This is a genomic window from Paracoccus sp. L-17, from assembly GCF_056857655.1.
This window is the reverse complement of sequence record NZ_JBSXNM010000045.1, coordinates 170,120-188,330: the sequence shown is the minus strand read 5'-3', so window position 1 is coordinate 188,330 and position 18,211 is coordinate 170,120. Positions and strand designations below refer to the sequence as shown.

Genomic DNA, 18,211 nt, shown 5'->3' with positions numbered 1-18,211 from the left:
CGGATCTTCCGGATCCGCCCCGGAAATCCGTTCCCGCCACCGGCACCGAAGCCCGGTTCGGATCGCGATCCAGCAATCGCCGGTTCGCAAGCGCCGGCGCCGTCAGACCCCCAGACACCAGCGCATGATCGCCTTCTGCGCGTGCAGCCGGTTTTCGGCCTCGTCCCAGATCACCGAATGCGGCCCGTCCATGACGGCGCTCGTCACCTCGTCTTCGCGATGGGCAGGCAGGCAATGCATGAACAGCGAATCGGGTTTCGCCCGTGCCATCAGCGCCTCGTTCACCTGATAGCCGCGCAACTGGTTGTGACGCCGCTCTTTCGCCGATTGCGGATCATGCATGCTGACCCAGGTATCGGCAAAGACGAGATCGGCCCCCTCGACCGCCTTCATCGGATCGCGTTCGATGCTGACCCCGACGCCCTGCGCGCGCGCAAAGGCCAGCGCCGCGTCATCGGGATCCAGAGGCGGCGGTCCGGTGAAGGTGAAGTCGAAGCCGAACTGGCCGGCTGCATGGATCACGCTGGTGCAGACGTTGTTGCCATCGCCCACCCAGACCACCTTGCGTCCCGCGATGGGGCCGCGATGCTCCTCGAAGGTCATCACGTCGGACATGATCTGGCAGGGATGGGTGCGGTTCGTCAGCCCGTTGATCACCGGCACATCGGCGTATTCGGCCATTTCCTGCAACGTGGCTTCCTCGAAGGTGCGGATCATGATCAGATCGACATAGCGCGACAGCACCCGGGCGGTATCCGCGATGGTCTCGCCATGACCAAGCTGCATTTCCGAGCCCGACAGCACCATCGTCTGCCCGCCCATCTGCCGCGCGCCGATGTCAAAGCTGACGCGGGTCCGGGTCGAGGGCTTTTCGAAGATCAGCGCCACCATCCGGCCGGCCAGCGGCAGATCGTCGTCGGGCGTGCCCTTGGGACGGCCGCCCCTGGCGGTCTTCATGGCGATGGCCTGATCGATGATCGACCGCAGATCGCCCCTGGCGGTCGTGTTCAGGTCCAGAAAATGCGTCATCGTGAACTCTTTCGGATTTGGGCCAGCAAGCCCGCTTGCGAGGGCGGGGTCAAGGGGGCGCCGCCCCCGCCGCGCGGGCGCGCGGCCCCCCGGGGTATTGGGGCAACGAAGAAACCCCCTATCGTCGGCGCGCCATCACGAGGACGCTTTGGCCTTCGCTGTCGGTGGCGATCCGCAGGCCCGAAAATCCGGCCTTTTCATAGGCGCGGATCGCGCGCAGGTTTTCGGGGGCCGGGTCGATCACCAGGGTCGAGCCGTCCTGCAGCAGCAGATCGCCAAGCGCGCGCAGCCATGCCCCGCCCTGCCCCCGCCCCGCCGGCGCGCCGAACACGTCAAGGGCGATGCTGTCCTGGGGCAGGCCGGCAAAATGCGGCGCGGGCCAGTGAAATGCCGGATAACATTGCGCATAGCCAAGCGGGGTGTCGCCCCTCAGCGCGATCAGCTGCCGCATCGGCGCCGCCCGCCGTTCCGCGCGGATCAGCGCAAGCTGGCGTTCCGCGTCCGGCCACCATCGTGCCACCTGCGGAACGCGCAGCCATTCGGCCAGCATCGGCAGATCGGCCGCGGTCACGGGACGGAAGCCGTAGTCAGGCATGAAGGCTGTCGGCCGCATGGTCCAGCCGCGTCACCGCCTCGGCGATCTCGTCGTCGGTGATGTTCAGCGGCGGCAGCAGGCGCAGGGTGTTGTCGGCAGCGGGCACGGTCAGGATCCGCCGGGCGTAGCCCGCCTTGACCAGATCGGTTGGCGCGATCCTGCATTTCAGACCCAGCATCAGGCCCTGCCCGCGCACGGATTCGAAGATGTCTGCATGAGCCGCGACCAGCGCCTCCAGCTTCTGGCGGAACAGGCCGGCCTTGCGGTTGACCTCGGCCAGAAAGGCCGGATCGGCCACGATCCGCATCACCGCCGCCCCGACCGCGCAGGCCAGGGGATTGCCGCCATAGGTCGAGCCATGGCTGCCCGCGACCATGGCCGATGCGGCGTTTTCGGTGGCCAGAACCGCGCCCAGCGGAAAGCCGCCGCCGATGCCCTTGGCGATCATCATGATATCGGGCGCGATGCCGGCATATTCATGCGCGAACAGCCGCCCCGTGCGACCCATGCCGCATTGCACCTCGTCCAGCACCAGAAGCGCGCCGGCGCGGTCGCACAGCGCGCGGATCTCGCGCAGGTCGGCATCGGGCAGCGGGCGGATGCCACCCTCGCCCTGGACCGGCTCCAGCATCACCGCCGCCGTCCGGTCGCCGATCGCGGCGCTCAGGGCGTCCATGTCATCCCAGGGCAGTTGCCGGAAGCCGGGCATCAGCGGCCCGAAGCCCTTGACCATCTTGTCCGACCCCGCCGCCGCGATCGCCCCGGTCGAGCGGCCATGGAAGGCCCCCTCGAAGGTCAGGATTTCGGGACGGTCCTCGCCCTTCTCATACCAGTATCTGCGCACCATCTTGATCGCCAGTTCCGCCGCCTCGGTGCCGGAATTGGTGAAGAAGACCGTATCGGCGAAGGTGTTTTGCACCAGCAGATCGGCCAGAGCTTCCTGTTCGGGGATCTGGTAGAGGTTCGAGACATGCCAGATCCGCCCCGCCTGCGCGGTCAGCGCGGCGACCAGATCCGGATTGGCATGGCCCAGCACGTTGACGGCGATGCCCGCGCCCAGATCCAGATATCGGGTGCCGTCGGTGGCGATGGCCCAGGCACCCTCACCCCTTTCGAAGGCGATGTCAGCGCGGTTGTAGGTCGGCAGGACGTGCGAAATCATGGCGGATTCCCCGGATGGCATGACTGAGATGAAGGCAGGCTTGATCGGACGGTGACGGGACCCCGGCAAGGCCGTGCGTCAACGTCGGGGACGGGCGAAACGGGCGGTCCGGACGATCATGGGCCACCGCATAGCCCCGAATCGCGGCCCGCGCAATCACGGTTTCATCCGGTAGCCGGTTCTCAGCCAGCGCCAGCCGATCGCCAGAACCGCGGCCACGACCACCACGCAGACCGCGAACCCGCGCCAGACCGGCGCGTCGCTGACGCCGGTGACGCCGAAGCGCGTCCCGTCGATCAGATAGAAGATCGGATTCCAGTGCGACAGGCCGCGAAACGGCTCGGGCAGGGCCTCGACCGAATAGAAGGTGCCCGACAGGAAGGACAGCGGCGTGATGACGAAATTGGTGATCGCCGCCATCTGGTCGAATTTCTGTGCCATGATGCCGGCCAGGATGCCCAGGCCCCCCAGCAGCAGCGCCGCCAGCAGGACGAAGGTCGCGGCCCAGGCCGGATGGGCGATCCCGGCACCGGTGACGATCACCATCCCGGTGCCGATGACCAGCGCCACCAGCCCCGCCCGCACGACCGAACCGGCCAGATAGCCCGCCAGCATCTCGCCCGCCGACAAGGGCGGCATCAGCGTATCGACGATATTTCCCTGCACCTTGGCCGAGGTGATCGAGGACGAGGTATTGGCGAAGGCATTCTGGATCACCGTCATCATCAGGATGCCGGGGCCCAGAAATTCCAGATAGGGCAGCCCCATGATCTCGCTCCGGCCGCGGCCCAGGGCCAGCGCGAAGACCAGGACGAACAGCGCCGCCGTCATCAGCGGCGCAAAGATCGTCTGCTGCCAGACCGCCATGAATCGCATCACTTCGCGGGTCGCCAGAGTGCGAAAACCCAGCCAGTTGACACGCCCGAAACGGCGCACGCCCATGGCGGGCCGGGTGGTCATCATGTCCTTGGGCATCGCGCGGTCCTTGAATTCCGGTCTGCCGGGGTCTAAATCTCGGCATCCCGTTTGTGACGGGACCAACCGGATGTTTCAAGATGGGGTGGCGGGCCGGACCCGCCCGGAAAGGCAGTCATGTCCTGGACCGATGATCGTGTCGAGACGCTCAAGCGCATGTGGGGCGAGGGCCAGTCGGCCAGCGCCATCGCCAAGGAACTGGGCGGCGTCACGCGCAACGCGGTGATCGGCAAGGTCCATCGCCTCGGGCTGTCGAACCGCATCGACGAGGCCGAGCCCGCCCCGGCCACCGCCGAGCCCGACAGGAAGGCCGAGAAAAAGCCCGCCGCGCCCCGGCCCGAACCGGTGCCGGAACCCGCAGAGGCAAGGGCCGAACCGGCCGATGAACCCTCGACCCAGCCCGCCTATACGCCGCAGCCGCGCCGCACCATCGTGCCGGCCGGCCAGCCCCTGCCGCCGCAGCCCTCGGCCAACGAGATCAGCCCCGAGGCGCTGGCCTCGGTCCGCGAGGTCGAAAAGAAGGCCCGCAGGCTGACCCTGATGGAATTGACCGAGCGGACCTGCAAATGGCCGATCGGCGATCCCGCGACCGAGAAATTCTGGTTCTGCGGCCTGCCCGCCCAGGCCGGCAAACCCTATTGCGAGGCGCATGTCGGCGTTGCCTTCCAGCCGATGAGCTCGCGCCGGGATCGGCGTCGCTGAAGCCAGGCCGGCCCGGATAATCCCGTTCCGGCTGGGTGACTTGATCGGCCCTTCCCCGATCGACGGGCTTTCCCAGAAACGCCGATCCACGGCAAGGACGGTTTTTTCCGATCCCTGGCGCGGCGCTCGCATCCGCTGTCGCTGCGCGGCGGCACTTCGCGGTGGCAGACGCCCACGCCGCAAGCGATTCTGACGGCTCAGATGGCGTCGCCGTCTTCCGGCGCGGCGCCGCTGTCACCATCCTCATGTCCGCTTCGTGGCGGTGCCATCGCGCGGTCGCGCCTTGCGCGGGCCTTCATCTCGACCTTCTGCCGGGATTGCGGCGGCTTGTCCCCGGCGGGCCAGCCCTCGCGCTGCGCGCCTCGCGTGCCGTCCGTTTCCTCGGTCTGGTCGTGCAACAGCACGACATTGGTCGGATAGGGCATGTCGATGGCGGCCTCGTCCAACGCGGTCGAAATCGCCTGAATGACCCGCGCCTGCGTATGAACCACGTTGGTGCGGACCGGATCGGTCCACCAGCGCACCCGCATCGTCAGCTGGCTTTCGTCGATTCCCCAGGGCAGGGCTTCGGCGGCGGGTTCGTCAGCGACACCCTCGACAACCGAAACCGCCTCGAGGATCACGGCCCTGGCGCGGTCCCAGTCGTCGGCATAGCCGATTCCCACATCGTAATCCGACCGCCGCTTGTCATAGGCCGTGTTGACGACCACCGAATTCGTATAGACCTGCGAATTGGGAATGACGACGCGGCGATTGTCATAGGTCCGGATCATCGTGGCGCGGGTCTGGATATCCTCGACCGTGCCTTCGTGACCGCCCGCCTCGATCTGGTCGCCGACCTTGAAAGGGCGCTGCAGCAGGATCAGGATGCCCGACAGCATGTTTTGCAGGATGTCCTTGAAGGCAAAACCGATCGCGACAGAACCGATGCCAAGCCCGGCCAGCATGTCGCCGGGTTTCAGCGAGGGCAGCACCACCGTCATCGCCAGCAGAAAGCCCAGCACGATGATCGCCCAGCCGACCAGCGAGCCGCCGACATTGGCCAGCGCCGGGCGGTCGTGGCGGACCAGCGTCTTGCGGATCGACCAGGTCACCAGGACCGAGACAAGCCAGGCCACGAGAAACAGGACGCTGGCGGCGATCAGGTTCGGAATCAGCGAGATGAAACCGTTGATCCAGCTTTGCAGCTTTTCGACGAGACCACCGAAATTCGTGCCGATCGCACCCAGTTGATCCATCCGCCCCGCCGCCCCGTTCATTCTTCTGCCCTGGATAAAGCGGATCGGGACGGCTCTGGTTCCCGACCCTGCCCGGCCCGCGCGGCGACCGACCGGACGCAATCCGCACCGCTTGCCCGCCCGGCCAAAGCAGGACACCATCCCCGAACCGGAAGAACGGAGTCCGCCATGCCCCGCCCCGCATTGTTTCTGCTGCTGGTTCTTGCCGCCCCGGCGCAGGCGGCACCGGCCTTGTCCCTGCCCCTGGGCGAGGACGCCGAAGTCGTTCCAGCCCGCTATATCTGCGACGATGGCGGCACGATCGCGGTGCAATATGTCAATGCCGGACCCAACCGCCTCGCCCTGCTGCGCCTCGACGGCGAGGAACGTCTGTTCGTCAACGTCATATCGGCCTCGGGCGCGCGCTATGTCGCGGGCGAATACGAATGGTGGATCAAGGGCGACCAGGCCAGCCTGCGCAACGCCATGCGGGACGGCGACGCCCGGAGCTGCAGGACCCGCGATGGCGCCTAGATCGGCTCGATCTGCCCTTGCACCCAGGCGCGCAGGATGACCTGCGCAACCGCCCCCTTGCGGGCCGGCGCGATCCGGTCGTGGCGGCCCTCCAGCGCCTCGGCGATCTGGTTCCGGGGAACCCAGATCGCGTCCTCCAGTTCGGTCGGATCCAGTGTGATCGCGCGGCTCTCGGCGCGCGCCACGCAGCCGATCATCAGCGAGGCCGGAAAGGGCCAGGGCTGCGAGGTGACATAGCGCACCGCGCCCACCGTGATCCCGGCCTCCTCCATCACCTCGCGGCGCACCGCCTCCTCGACCGTCTCGCCCGGCTCGACAAAGCCCGCCAGCAGCGAATACATCCGCTCGGGCCACAGCGACTGACGACCCAGAAGAACCCGGTCGCCGTCCAGAACCAGCATGATCACCACCGGATCGGTGCGCGGGAAATGCTGCCGACCGCAGGCGGGGCACTCGAACCGCCAGCCGGCATGGCTGACACGATTGCGGGCGCCGCAACGGGCGCAGAAGCCATGCGTCAGCCGCCATTCGAAGATGCCCTTGGCGGCCGCCGCGATCCCGGCATCGCGATGGTCGATCTCGGCCATGATCGCGCGCAGGTCGATGAATTTCCGCGTCTGCGACAGATCCAGAGTGTGGCGGTCGATGAATTCGGCAGGCGGATGGTCGGGCGGCGCCAGATATGAGACATCGGCGGCGAAATGCGCGGTCCCGGCCATATCCAGGCCCATGAACACCAGCGGTTCGGGACAATCCGCGACCAGATCATCGCTCGCCGGCAGCCAGGCGAGGCGCGGCCCGGTCGGTGTCAGGTCGAACAGCGGCTTGCCACGCCAGAACGGCAGCACCAGGGTATCGGTGCGCGACAGCATCCGGGCGATCCCGGCGCCATCGCCGCGCAGCCGGTCGGCGCGATCCAGAAAACTGCCGGCAAAGGTGACTTCGGATTCGGGGATCATGGCGCGACCCTGCACCCTGCGGATGCGCCCCGCAAGAACACAGTCGCGACGCGCCCGGCCCGCCACGCAGGGCGATCGGGAAGGCGGGGCGGGCCGGGCCAGACCCGGCCCGGTCGCTGCCGCTGGGCCGAATGCGCGCGTTCCGCGCGCGACGGCGCCGGCAGCAGATCTTGCGCGCCTTCGAACGACACCCGCGCAAGGCGCCCGTCATGCCCGCATGTCCGCCCCTGTGCCGGAACCGCGTGCAACGCCGCAGGCGGTGCATCCGCTGTGTACGCCCTGTGCACCGCCTGTGCGCGCTCTGAGCGGTGCGGCACCCCGCGAATGCTGGCCGGTTCGCGCCATCGCCGCGCAACGCCCTGCCGGTGACCGGGCTGCCACGCTCGCCGCTTTCAATCGTCCTGCAACGGGGCTAGATACGGCGCCGACTGACAAGGACGCAACCCCATGGCCCGCCATCTCATCACCTCTGCCCTGCCCTATATCAACGGTATCAAGCATCTGGGCAATCTCGTCGGATCGCAGCTGCCCGCCGATCTCTATGCCCGCTATCTGCGTGCGCGCGGCCACGAGGTGATGTTCATCTGCGCCACCGACGAACACGGCACGCCGGCCGAATTGGCCGCCGCCAAGACGGGCGAGCCGGTCGCCCGGTATTGCGCCCGGATGCACCGGATCCAGGCGGATCTGGCCAGGGGCTTCGGCCTCAGCTTCGATCATTACGGTCGCTCCTCCAGCGACCGGAACCGACGCCTGACACAGCATTTCGCGGGCAAGCTGGCCGATAACGGCTATATCCGCGAAGTCGCGGAAAAACAGGTCTATTCCATCGATGACGGCCGCTTCCTGCCCGACCGCTATATCGAGGGTACCTGCCCCAATTGCGGTTATGACAAGGCCCGTGGCGACCAGTGCGAGAACTGCACCAAGCAGCTTGATCCGACCGACCTGATCGACCCGCGCAGCGCCATCAGCGGCAGCACCAATCTGGAAGTGCGCGAGACCAAGCACCTCTATCTGCGCCAATCCGCGCTGAAGGGCGAGATTGCCGAATGGATCGACAGCAAGAAGGACTGGCCGATCCTGACGACCTCGATTGCCAGGAAATGGCTGAACGACGGCGACGGGTTGCAGGATCGCGGTATCACCCGCGACCTGTCATGGGGCGTGCCGGTCAAGCGCGGCGATCAGGACTGGCCGGGTATGGAGGGCAAGGTCTTCTATGTCTGGTTCGACGCCCCCATCGAATATATCGCCGCGACTGCCGAATGGGCCGATGCCAATGATCGCACCGAGGCCGAGTGGCGCGCCTGGTGGCGCACCGACGAGGGCGCCGACGACGTGACCTATACCCAGTTCATGGGCAAGGATAACGTGCCTTTCCACACTCTCAGCTTTCCGGTGACCCAGATCGGCGCGGGTGAGCCGTGGAAGATGGTCGACTATATCAAGTCGTTCAATTACCTGACCTATGACGGCGGCCAGTTCTCGACCAGCCAGGGCCGGGGCGTCTTCATGGATCACGCACTGGACATCCTGCCGGCCGATTACTGGCGCTGGTGGCTGCTGTCCCATGCCCCCGAATCCGGCGACAGCGAATTCACCTGGGAGAATTTCCAGCAATCGGTGAACAAGGATCTGGCCGACGTGCTGGGCAATTTCGTCAGCCGCGTGACCAAGTTCTGTCGGGCAAAGTTCGGCGAGGCGGTTCCCGGAGGCGGCAGCTTTGGCCAGCCCGAACAGAACCTGATCGCCGCGCTGACCACGCGCCTGCGCGCCTACGAGGACGCCATGTCACGCATGGAGGTCCGCAAATCCGCGGCCGAACTGCGCGCGATCTGGGTTCTGGGCAACGAATACCTGCAAACCGCCGCGCCCTGGGCCAGCTTCAAGACCGATCCCGAACAGGCCGCGATGCAGGTGCGTCTGGGGCTGAACCTGATCCGGTTCCATGCGGTCCTGTCGGCCCCGTTCATCCCCTTCGCCGCCCGCGCGATGCTGGAGGCGATGCAGACGGACCAGACCGATTGGCCGGGCGACGTGGCACAGGCGCTTGAAACCCTTCCCGCAGGCCATGCCTTCACCGTGCCCGACGTGCTTTTCGCCAAGATCACCGACGATCAGCGCGCCGAATGGGCCGATCGTTTCAGGGGCGCGCGGGCCTGAACCCCGCGCCCGGCATCAGGAGACCGAGATGACGCATTGCATCCTCATCGGCGCCCCCGTGGACGAGGGCCAGCGGCGCCCCGGCTGCCTGATGGGCCCCGCAGCCTATCGCACCGCCGGACTGGCGGGCACGCTGACCGCACTTGGCCACACGATCGAAGATCGCGGCGATGTCGTTCCCGACCGACCGGGAAACGAGACCTGCGCCAATGCCGCCGTTCACCATCTGCCGGAAACCATCGCCTGGACGAATGCGCTGCGCGAGGCGGTCGCCGCCGCGCTGCCTGAAGGGATGCCGATCATCATGGGCGGTGATCATTCGCTGGCGCTCGGCTCGGTCGCGGGGGTCGCGGCCCATGCTGCACAGACGCAACGCCCGCAATTCGTCATCTGGCTGGACGCCCACAGCGACTTCCATACCCTTCGGACCACGACCACGGGCAATCTGCACGGCACGCCCATGGCCTATGCCAGCGGGCTGCCGGGATTCGGACCGTTTCCGCCCTTTCCCGCGCCGATACCGGGCGAGAACATCTGCATGTTCGGCATCCGCAGCGTCGACCCGGCCGAACATGCGGCAATGCAGGATACCGAGATCACCGTCAACGACATGCGGGTTCTGGACGAACAGGGCATCGTCGCACCGCTGCGCGCCTTTCTGAACCGCGTCCGGGCCACCGGCGGCCTGCTGCATGTCAGCCTGGATGTCGATTTCCTCGACCCCTCGATCGCACCCGCCGTCGGCACCACGGTTCCCGGCGGCACCACCTTCCGCGAGGCGCATCTGGTGATGGAGCTTCTGCACGAATCCGGCCTTGTCACCTCGCTGGACCTGGTCGAACTGAACCCGTTCCTCGACGATCGCGGTCGGACGGCGAAGCTGATGGTCGATCTGGTCGGCTCGCTGATGGGCCGCAAGGTCTTTGACCGTCCCACCCGCAGCTATGGCTGATGGCGCGCGGCGGCGGAAGCCGAGGTTCCGCTTGATTAATCAGGACCGCTTGGCTAGCCACGGCCGACGGTGCCGATGCGGGCGTGGTGGAACGGTAGACACAAGCGACTTAAAATCGCTAGAGCCTGGCTCGTGCGGGTTCGATTCCCGCCGCCCGCACCAAGGCAGCCAATGAATACGCCCGCCGGATGATCGGCGGGCGTTCGCTGTTTTTCGGGATCGTGGCAGGCTCAGGCGGCCTTCTTGCGGCGGCGCGACGCAAAAGCGCCACTTCCGGCAAGCGCACCGCCCAGAAGCAGCAGCGAGCCCGGCAGCGGCACCGGCGCAATCGACACATTGTCGACGAAACCGCCGAGGCTGTTGCTGAGACCGCCGGCAAAGAAGGACAGGCGCAGCACCTCGCCGGCGTCCACGGTGAACGACTTCGTCACCTGCGTCCATGTCGCGGGGGATTGATAGACGGCATCGATCAGGCCATCGACCTTGTCGCCCAGACTGTATCCGATGCCATTGTCGTTCTGGGTCGCGGTGCGCGGCGAATAGAAGAACGACAGAAGATAGGAACCGGCGCTGGCGAAGGTGATGTCCTGATACATGGACGAGTTGGAATCGCTGTCCAGCTCGACATACCAGTTGCCATCCTGCGCGTCATGCGTGCCCAGCGTGGCATTGTTCTGCAGTTCGATTCCGGCCCCGTCGCCGCGGGTCCATCCGGGAATCGCATCATAGACGCCGTAGCCGCCCCTGTTGGTGCCGCCCCCGGCCAGGCCCGCGACGTCTTCGAAACTGCCGTTCTGGACAATCGTGGCGGCAGAGGCGGCACCGCCTGACAGCATGGCCACGACAAGACCGGCGGAAATGGTTCTGATCGACATGGTAATCATCCTACTGGGTCAAATGGTGAAAGCAGAGCGGCAACATGCCGCAGGCTTCACGGGAATGTTAACCTTTTCCGAATTGTTAGGAAAGTGGCAAATCACGCCATAAACGGCATGTCCAACCGAAATCCGGCTGGATCGCGCGGCGCGGGGAATCTGCGAAACGGCTCTCGGCACGAGGTCGGAGCAACCGGATTACGGCCCTGCCCGACCTGATCCGGGCGGATTTCTGGTGCCGGTGAAGGGACTCGAACCCCCGACCCCATCATTACGAATGACGTGCTCTACCAGCTGAGCTACACCGGCATCTGGTGGCGGGCCGGATAGCAGGTTCCGACGGGGCGCGAAAGAGGGGCGGCGCGTTTTTTCGCCGCCCATCCTCGGGCCATCGAATCAGCTTTTGCGAACCGGCCGCTCCTCGGTCCATTCCGCGTCCTCGGGCGGCTCGACATCGGGCCTGACGGGTTCGCGATCGGCATCCCGACCGGGGGCAGCCGTCTTCGCGGCCGCCGGCGCCGGTCCGTCGGCATTGACCGTGCTGACCGGCCCGACCTCGACGTAATCGCTTTCGCGCGGCACCATTCCGGGCGCCACGTCAGCGACCTCGGTGCGCTTCGGTCTGGGCGACATGACGGCGGCGCCCTGATCGGCGGCGGGGGCAGAGGGTTCGTCGATCTGCGCCCCGGCCAGGGGGGCGGCGGGGTCCGGCGTTTCGGGCTGCGGCTTTGGCGCGCCGACCAGAAGCGGCAGCATCTCGGCCCCGGAACCGGGCGAAACGCCCCGATCGCGGTCATCCGGCTCGCGCCAGGTCAGCGTGTCGAAACCGCCGCAACTGTCGCAGGTCGGCGCCCAGTCGCGCATCACGTTGTGACACTTGTCGCAGACCCATTGCGGCCCGCGCGAGGCGGTCAGCGCCCGCGCCAGCCAGCCCCGAACCACGCTGTCATCGGCGCCCTCGCCGCGTTCGACCGCAGCCATGATCGACAGGGTGCGCACTGTGGGGTGGACCTCGGCCAGATCGCCAAGGGCCCGCCGCGCGCCCGGAAAATCCTCGGCCGACAGCAGCAATTCGGCCTTCAGAAGTCGCGATTCCTCGTGATCGGGGTTCTTCCCGATCAGCCGCTCGAACCGTTTCAGCCGGGCGGCAGCCGTCTCGTCGGGGGCAATTTCTGCATAGGTGGCGGCGATGTCGGGATGCGGCCTGACCGACCAGGTCTTTTCCAGCACGCGCGCGGCATTGCGGCCGTCCTTCTGCGCGATATAGCTGCGCGCGGCCAGCACAGCGGCCGGGATCAGGTCGGGCGAGGCCCTGTTGGCCGAGATCGCCGCCTCGCGGGCGCTGATCGAATTGCCCTGTGCCAGCACCGCACTGGCCTCTTGCAGCGCCATAACCGCATCGCGGCGGATATGCACGTCCTGAGGCAATTCGCCTTGGCGGCGCTTTTCCTTCAGCATCAGGCGCGCGCCCTTCCAGTCGCCCTGCTTCATCTCCAGGTCCAGCAGCGTATCCTGGATTTCCTTGTGCCGCGGTTTCAGGGCATAGGCTTTCTGCGCCAGCAGCATCGCGGTCGCCGTATCGCCCTCGTCCAGCTTCTGCCGCATCAGTCCGCGAACGCCGACAAAGCGGGTGCGGTCGTCGCCCAGCAACTTGCGATAGGCGCGCTCGGCGCGGGCGCGATCACCCGCAACGTCGGCCGCCTGCGCCGAAAGAAGATCGGTCAGATGCGGCTGGTCCAGATATTTCGCGGCTTTCGCGGCCTTGGCCTGCGCCAGCTTCCCCTCGCCCGAGGCGACGGCCAGCATCCCCTCGCCAAGCGCGGCATAACCCCTGCGTTCGCGCGAGCGGTCGAAATAGCGGCTGATCGCCGTCTCGTCCCCCGCCAGGAAACGCAGGAAGGCCAGCACCAGGCCAAGCAGCCTGAACAGGATCCAGGCCGTGATCATCAGCAGGATCAGCGCGATCAGCGCCTTGAGGGGCGTCAGGGCATATTCCCTGCCGCCATATTCCAGCAACAGTGTCTGGCCGGTATCGGACAACTGGATCGCACCAAGCGCGACCGCCAGCACCACCGCGAAGAAGAACAGGATTTTCAGCAGGGACAGGATCATCACGGTTCCTCAGTTCGACGGCGCGGACAGAGCGTTCAACGCGGCCTTGGCATCGGCATAGGTTTGCGCGCGCGTCAGCCAGCCGGCCATCGCGGGTGCGGATTTCGCCGATTCGGGCAAAGCCGCCATCTCGGTCAGGGCGGCGTCGATGCGGCCCTTCTCGACCTCGGCATTCGCGCGCGAAAGGATCGCATCGGGATCGTCGCCCGCGCGCGGCGCGACCGAACGCGCGCCGGTCTGCGCCCTGAAGAAACGGGTCAGCGCATTGCCGCCATCGGCACCGGCTTCGCGCAGGCTGTCGCGCAGCGCAGCGCGCGCGGCCTGCGGAAAATCGGACTGAAGACTGACGAGACTGGGCACCTCGCGGGTCAGCGGCTCGGGCGCATCCATCCCCGCACCCTCCAGCGTTTGCCGCGCCTCGTCCGGCGTGACGCCGCGGTCCAGAGCCGCCTGCAGCGACGCGATCGCCGCGACCGCCTCGGCGCGTCTGGTGCTGTCGGTGGCGGCGGCCTGCATCTTCTCCGCCTCGCTCTGGGCGGCGGTGATCCGGGATTGCGCCTGTTCGGCGGCGGCCTGAATTTGCCCTTCCAGCGCCTGGGCCTGCGCGGCCAGATCCTGAATCCGCTGCGCCATGCCGGGATCCAGTGCCGGTCGCGCCGCCAGTTCATCGAGCCGCTGCGCCTGTTCGTCAAGCTGCTGTTGCAGGGCCTCGACAGCCGCCTGCGCATTCGTGTCGGGGGCGGGCGCAGCACTGGCCAGTTCGTCGCGCAGAGCCGCGATTTCCGTACCGGCGGCCTCTTTCGCGGCGGCAACGGCCTCGGCGCGAATCGAGGCCGTATCGACGGCTTCAGCGGGCGTCTGCGGCCAGACCCAGATCGCGGCAAGCGCGCCGAGGGCGGCTGCGCAGGCCCCGCCCAGCAGCATTTGCCAGAACCCCGTCTTCCGGACGGTGACATTCTGCGTCGGGGTCGGGTCGGCCACCGGCGTGTCGCGCAGGATCGCCTCGGGCGGCACATCCTTCAGCGCGCCGGTCGGACCCGGATCACTCTGTTTCCGCTTCGGCTGCGCAGCCGGAGTATCGGACGAGCCATCGCCGACAAGCTGCGAGGCAACCGGCCCGGCCGTGCTGCCAGCGGCGGCGGCGGACGATCCGTCCCCCTTGCCGGTGTCGGTGGATTTCAGCGTGCCGGGCGTCGCGGCGGCCTTGCGTGCGCTACCGGCCGCGCCGCCATCTGGCGTGTCGTCTGGCTTGTCGGCAGGCTGCGACGTCGCCGTGTCGGGGGTCTGATCGGGCTGTGATGTCTCTGCGGCCTTCCGGGTGCTGGGCTTGTCGGATTTCGTGGCTTTGGATTCTTCTGGTTTTTTCACGTGTCGTCCCCGTCCTCGCGTGCCGCCCTGCCTGCCATCGGCGAAGCGTCGCCGCCAGAGTAATCAGCCGTGGCCCCCGGCTCAACCCGCCGTGAACATCATAGTTCCGCGATGCCGAGGCAGCGGATCGCCTGGACCATGCCCTCCTGCGTCGGCTGTTGCGCAATCGCCGACCCCGCCCGCGGTCCGTCCCAGGCCTGCATCACCGTCGCGCTGATCGCCACCGGCCACAACCGCGACATCGAACCACGGACCGCCGCAGCCGCCAGTGCGGCCGATCGTGCCGAGAAAAGCGGCAGCACCACATCACCGCCCCGCGCCAGAAGATCGCGCGCCTCATCCGTCAGATCGCAGCTTTTCTGTTCATAGACGACCATTCCCGGAACCGGCAATTCGCGGGCAAGGTGCCGGCCATGCGGATGCAGCAGCGGCGCCCCGCGCCACCTGGCGATCAGCGGCAGCAACCCCGCGGCATCGCCAGGCCCTTCGGTCACATCGAAACCCGCCTTCCGCGCGGCCTCTGCGGTCCGCCCGCCCACGCATAACGCCGCGCGGCCCGCGCCCGGCCCGGCCGCTGCGACCGCATGGGCCGAGGTAAACAGCAGCGCCCCGGCCGCGCGCAAGCGGGCGGCGTCGTGATCGACCGGAACGATCCGCAAGATGGGGGCGATCACCGCCTGCCAGCCCGGCAGCAGCCTCGCAAACCGCAGCGAATCCGCGCGCGGTCGGGTCAGAAGAAGCGTGGGCCGGATGCGCGCCGGCATTGGCAACCCCTCTGGTCGGTGCTAGGCCAGCAGGCGTAAGCGTCATTTCCCCGCCCGGCAAGAGCATGGACGACCTGATTTTTCTCGGCATCGAAAGCAGCTGCGACGACACCGCCGCCGCGATCGTGACCGGCGACCGGCGCATCCTGTCCTCGATCGTCAGCAGCCAGACCGCCCTGCACGCGGATTTCGGCGGCGTCGTTCCCGAAATCGCCGCGCGCGCCCATGCCGAACGGCTGGATCTGGTGGTGGAACAGGCGCTGGCCCGATCCCGCCTTGGCCTGCGCGATCTGTCCGGCGTCGCCGTGACCGCCGGGCCGGGCCTGATCGGCGGCGTGATGGCCGGTGTCATGTGCGCCAAGGGCATCGTCGCGGGGGCGGGTCTGCCGCTGGTCGGCGTGAACCATCTGGCCGGCCACGCCCTGACCCCGCGCCTGACCGACGGCGTGGACTTTCCCTATCTGATGCTGCTGGTATCGGGCGGACATTGCCAGTTCCTGCTCGTCAAGGGACCACAGGATTTCACCCGTCTGGGCGGCACCATCGACGACGCGCCGGGCGAGGCCTTCGACAAGCTGGCCAGGCTCTTGGCCCTTCCCCAGCCCGGCGGACCTTCGGTCGAGGCCGAGGCAGCCCTGGGCGATCCTGACCGCTTCGATCTGCCCCGACCGCTGCTGGACCGGCCGGGCTGCGACCTGTCCTTCTCGGGGTTGAAGACCGCCGCCCTGCGTCTGCGCGACGGTCTGATCGGCGAACAGGGCGGGCTGCGGCAAACGGACCGCAGCGACCTTTGCGCCGCCTTTCAACAGGCCGTCACCGAGACCCTGGCCGAAAAGGCCCGCCGCGCGCTGTCGGTCAGCCCGGTTCCGTTGCTGGCGGTGGCCGGCGGTGTCGCCGCGAACGGCGCGATCCGCGCCGCGCTGGAACGGACCGCGCTCGAGGCAGGCGCACGTTTCCTGGCCCCGCCGCTGCGGCTTTGCACCGACAATGGCGCCATGATCGCCTGGGCGGGGATCGAGCAGTTCCGGCTGGGCCAGCGCGACGGCATGGACCTTGCCGCCCGGCCTCGCTGGCCCCTGGACCCTGCGGCGGCACCGATGCTGGGCGGCGGCAGGAAAGGCGCCAAGGCATGAAGGTGTCGATCCTCGGCGCGGGCGCCTTTGGCACGGCGCTGGCGGTGGCGCTGTCGGCGAATGGCCCGGTCGTCCTGTGGGGCCGTGATACCCGATGGCGGTGCGAAAACCCCAGATTGCCGGGGGTCAGCCTGCCCGAGGCCGTCACCGTCACCGATGATCTGGCGTGCGCCCTGGGCGCCCGGACCGTGCTGCTGGCCCTGCCCGCGCAGGCATTGCGCCCGTTCATGGCCGATCACGGCGCCGCGCTGGACGGCAGGATGCTGGTCAACACTGCCAAGGGAATCGACCTCGACCGGCTGACCGGCCCCTCGCGCATCATCGCGGATGCCTGTCCTGCCAGCACCGTCGCGACGCTGACCGGGCCCTCTTTCGCGGCCGATATCGCGCGCGGGCTGCCCACGGCGCTGACGCTGGCCTGCCCCCGCGACTCTGCGGGCGCGGAATTGCAGCGGGCGCTGTCCACCCGCGTCCTGCGCCTCTATCGCAGTGCCGACCTGACCGGTGCCGAACTGGGCGGGGCGCTGAAGAACGTGGTTGCCATCGCCGCGGGCGTGGTAATCGGGGCGGGTCTTGGCGACAGCGCCCGCGCGGCCATCGTCACACGCGGCTTTGCCGAAATGACCCGCTTTGCCACCGCCCTCGGCGCCCGCTCCGAGACGCTGACCGGCCTGTCCGGACTGGGCGACCTGATCCTGACCTGCACATCGCCGCAATCGCGCAACTTCCGCTTTGGTCAGGCGATGGGACGCGGCGAGGATTTCGATCCGACGATTACCGTCGAAGGTGCCGCCACCGCCCGCGCGGTCTCGGCCCTTGCCTCTCGCGAGGGAACCGACATGCCCATCGCCGGCATGGTCGCGGCCCTTGCCAGCGGCGCCGTATCGGTCGAAAAGGCCGCCGATATCCTGATGAACCGACCGTTGAAGGAGGAATGATGCCCCTGTTCGCCGTCATCTGCCGCGACAAGCCCGGCCAGTTGCAGACCCGACTGGACAGCCGCCAGGCCCACCTGGGCTTCATCCGCGATTCGGGCATCGTCCGCATGGCCGGTCCGCTGATCGAAAATGGCGACATGTGCGGTTCGCTGATCGTGCTGGAGGCCCGCGATCTGGACGCCGCGCGCGACTGGGCCGCGCGCGATCCCTACAAGAAGGCGGGTCTTTTCCACAGCGTGGACGTGACCGAATGGAACAAGGTGATCGGTTGATGCAATACTGGCTGTTCAAATCCGAACCCGACGTGTTCGGATGGGACGACCTGGTCGCCAGGGGCGAGGCGGGCGAGGAATGGGACGGTGTGCGCAACTATCAGGCGCGCAACAACATGCGCGAGATGAAGAAGGGCGATCGGGGGCTGTTCTATCATTCGAATGTCGGAAAAGAGGCCGTCGGAATCGTCGAGATCGTCGCCGAGGCCCACCCCGACAGCACCACCGATGACGCCCGCTGGGAATGCGTGGACGTGAAGGCGGTCGAGAGACTGCCCAGACCCGTCCCGCTGGCCGTGGTCAAGGCCGAGCCGCGATTGAAGGACATGGCCCTGGCGGGCAACAGCCGCCTGTCGGTCCAGCCCGTCACCGAGGCCGAGTGGGCCGTGATGATGGAACTTGCCGGCCGCTGATGACGCATCCCGGCGCCAGCCCGCAGCCCTGGCCAGCCGCCCGTG

At 67.5% G+C, this 18,211-nt stretch carries 18 protein-coding genes and 2 tRNA genes; 9 read left to right on the top strand and 11 right to left on the bottom strand.

Features of this window, described 5'->3' with window-relative positions; translation table 11 throughout:
- Positions 1–102 precede the first annotated feature (102 nt).
- The 4 genes from argF to AC13CR_RS16775 form a co-directional block, all read right to left on the bottom strand.
- Complete coding sequence (gene argF, locus AC13CR_RS16790) at positions 103–1,029, bottom strand: ornithine carbamoyltransferase (RefSeq protein ID WP_292954276.1); 927 nt, start codon at positions 1,027–1,029, stop codon at positions 103–105.
- 118 nt (positions 1,030–1,147) lie between these two features.
- The gene (locus tag AC13CR_RS16785) at positions 1,148–1,624 is read right to left on the bottom strand and encodes a GNAT family N-acetyltransferase (protein WP_292954279.1); all 477 of its coding nucleotides are present in this window, start codon (positions 1,622–1,624) and stop codon (positions 1,148–1,150) included.
- Positions 1,617–2,786: an aspartate aminotransferase family protein gene (locus tag AC13CR_RS16780; protein WP_292954282.1), complete on the bottom strand. Its 1,170-nt coding sequence runs from the start codon at positions 2,784–2,786 to the stop codon at positions 1,617–1,619. Before AC13CR_RS16780 ends, AC13CR_RS16785 begins: the two co-directional genes overlap by 8 nt.
- A gap of 156 nt (positions 2,787–2,942) precedes the next feature.
- Complete coding sequence (locus AC13CR_RS16775; RefSeq protein ID WP_292954285.1) at positions 2,943–3,761, bottom strand: ABC transporter permease; 819 nt, start codon at positions 3,759–3,761, stop codon at positions 2,943–2,945.
- A gap of 117 nt (positions 3,762–3,878) precedes the next feature.
- On the opposite strand from AC13CR_RS16775, the gene AC13CR_RS16770 reads away from it, so the two are divergent.
- A complete protein-coding gene (locus tag AC13CR_RS16770; RefSeq protein WP_292954288.1) occupies positions 3,879–4,463 on the top strand; it encodes a GcrA family cell cycle regulator in 585 nt (194 codons plus the stop codon).
- A 197-nt stretch (positions 4,464–4,660) separates the two neighbouring features.
- Here the strand turns inward: AC13CR_RS16770 and AC13CR_RS16765 are convergent, their stop codons facing one another.
- Positions 4,661–5,722 (bottom strand): mechanosensitive ion channel family protein, encoded by a 1,062-nt coding sequence (locus tag AC13CR_RS16765; protein ID WP_292954291.1) that lies wholly within the window; start codon positions 5,720–5,722, stop codon positions 4,661–4,663.
- A 147-nt stretch (positions 5,723–5,869) separates the two neighbouring features.
- Here AC13CR_RS16765 and AC13CR_RS16760 point away from each other — a divergent pair, with 147 nt between their 5' ends.
- Positions 5,870–6,214, top strand: a complete 345-nt coding sequence (locus AC13CR_RS16760) for an MliC family protein (RefSeq protein WP_292954294.1) — start codon at positions 5,870–5,872, stop codon at positions 6,212–6,214.
- On the opposite strand, the gene nudC is transcribed toward AC13CR_RS16760, so the two are convergent.
- Positions 6,211–7,173 (bottom strand): NAD(+) diphosphatase, encoded by a 963-nt coding sequence (gene nudC / locus AC13CR_RS16755; RefSeq protein WP_292954297.1) that lies wholly within the window; start codon positions 7,171–7,173, stop codon positions 6,211–6,213. The genes AC13CR_RS16760 and nudC overlap by 4 nt on opposite strands.
- Before the next feature lie 447 nt (positions 7,174–7,620).
- Between nudC and metG the strand changes: the two genes are divergently transcribed.
- The 3 genes from metG to AC13CR_RS16740 all read left to right on the top strand — a co-directional run bounded on the left by metG (position 7,621) and on the right by AC13CR_RS16740 (position 10,453).
- Positions 7,621–9,339, top strand: a complete 1,719-nt coding sequence (gene metG / locus AC13CR_RS16750) for a methionine--tRNA ligase (protein WP_292977993.1) — start codon at positions 7,621–7,623, stop codon at positions 9,337–9,339.
- A 28-nt stretch (positions 9,340–9,367) separates the two neighbouring features.
- Positions 9,368–10,291, top strand: a complete 924-nt coding sequence (rocF, locus tag AC13CR_RS16745; RefSeq protein WP_292954303.1) for an arginase — start codon at positions 9,368–9,370, stop codon at positions 10,289–10,291.
- Between the two features lie 77 nt (positions 10,292–10,368).
- A tRNA-Leu gene (locus AC13CR_RS16740) sits at positions 10,369–10,453 on the top strand.
- A gap of 68 nt (positions 10,454–10,521) precedes the next feature.
- Here the strand turns inward: AC13CR_RS16740 and AC13CR_RS16735 are convergent.
- The 5 genes from AC13CR_RS16735 to AC13CR_RS16715 form a co-directional block, all read right to left on the bottom strand.
- Positions 10,522–11,166 carry a PEP-CTERM sorting domain-containing protein gene (locus AC13CR_RS16735; protein ID WP_292954306.1) on the bottom strand — a complete coding sequence of 215 codons (645 nt, stop codon included), beginning with the start codon at positions 11,164–11,166 and terminating at the stop codon, positions 10,522–10,524.
- Between the two features lie 233 nt (positions 11,167–11,399).
- Positions 11,400–11,475: transfer RNA gene (locus tag AC13CR_RS16730), tRNA-Thr, on the bottom strand.
- An 87-nt stretch (positions 11,476–11,562) separates the two neighbouring features.
- Positions 11,563–13,278 (bottom strand): heme biosynthesis protein HemY, encoded by a 1,716-nt coding sequence (locus tag AC13CR_RS16725; protein ID WP_292954310.1) that lies wholly within the window; start codon positions 13,276–13,278, stop codon positions 11,563–11,565.
- Positions 13,279–13,287: 9 nt separating this feature from the next.
- Positions 13,288–14,646, bottom strand: a complete 1,359-nt coding sequence (locus AC13CR_RS16720; RefSeq protein WP_292954313.1) for a COG4223 family protein — start codon at positions 14,644–14,646, stop codon at positions 13,288–13,290.
- A 98-nt stretch (positions 14,647–14,744) separates the two neighbouring features.
- The gene (locus AC13CR_RS16715; RefSeq protein ID WP_292954316.1) at positions 14,745–15,410 is read right to left on the bottom strand and encodes a uroporphyrinogen-III synthase; all 666 of its coding nucleotides are present in this window, start codon (positions 15,408–15,410) and stop codon (positions 14,745–14,747) included.
- A gap of 65 nt (positions 15,411–15,475) precedes the next feature.
- Here AC13CR_RS16715 and tsaD point away from each other — a divergent pair, with 65 nt between their 5' ends.
- The 4 genes from tsaD to AC13CR_RS16695 are packed head-to-tail and all read left to right on the top strand — an operon-like array spanning position 15,476 to position 18,166.
- Complete coding sequence (tsaD, locus tag AC13CR_RS16710) at positions 15,476–16,543, top strand: tRNA (adenosine(37)-N6)-threonylcarbamoyltransferase complex transferase subunit TsaD (RefSeq protein WP_292954319.1); 1,068 nt, start codon at positions 15,476–15,478, stop codon at positions 16,541–16,543.
- Entirely contained in the window at positions 16,540–17,481 is a 942-nt protein-coding gene (locus AC13CR_RS16705; protein WP_292954322.1) for an NAD(P)H-dependent glycerol-3-phosphate dehydrogenase, read from the top strand. The genes tsaD and AC13CR_RS16705 overlap by 4 nt, the downstream gene beginning before the upstream one ends.
- Entirely contained in the window at positions 17,481–17,753 is a 273-nt protein-coding gene (locus AC13CR_RS16700) for a YciI family protein (RefSeq protein WP_414692149.1), read from the top strand. Before AC13CR_RS16705 ends, AC13CR_RS16700 begins: the two co-directional genes overlap by 1 nt.
- Positions 17,753–18,166, top strand: a complete 414-nt coding sequence (locus AC13CR_RS16695; RefSeq protein ID WP_292954328.1) for an EVE domain-containing protein — start codon at positions 17,753–17,755, stop codon at positions 18,164–18,166. Before AC13CR_RS16700 ends, AC13CR_RS16695 begins: the two co-directional genes overlap by 1 nt.
- Positions 18,167–18,211 lie beyond the last annotated feature (45 nt).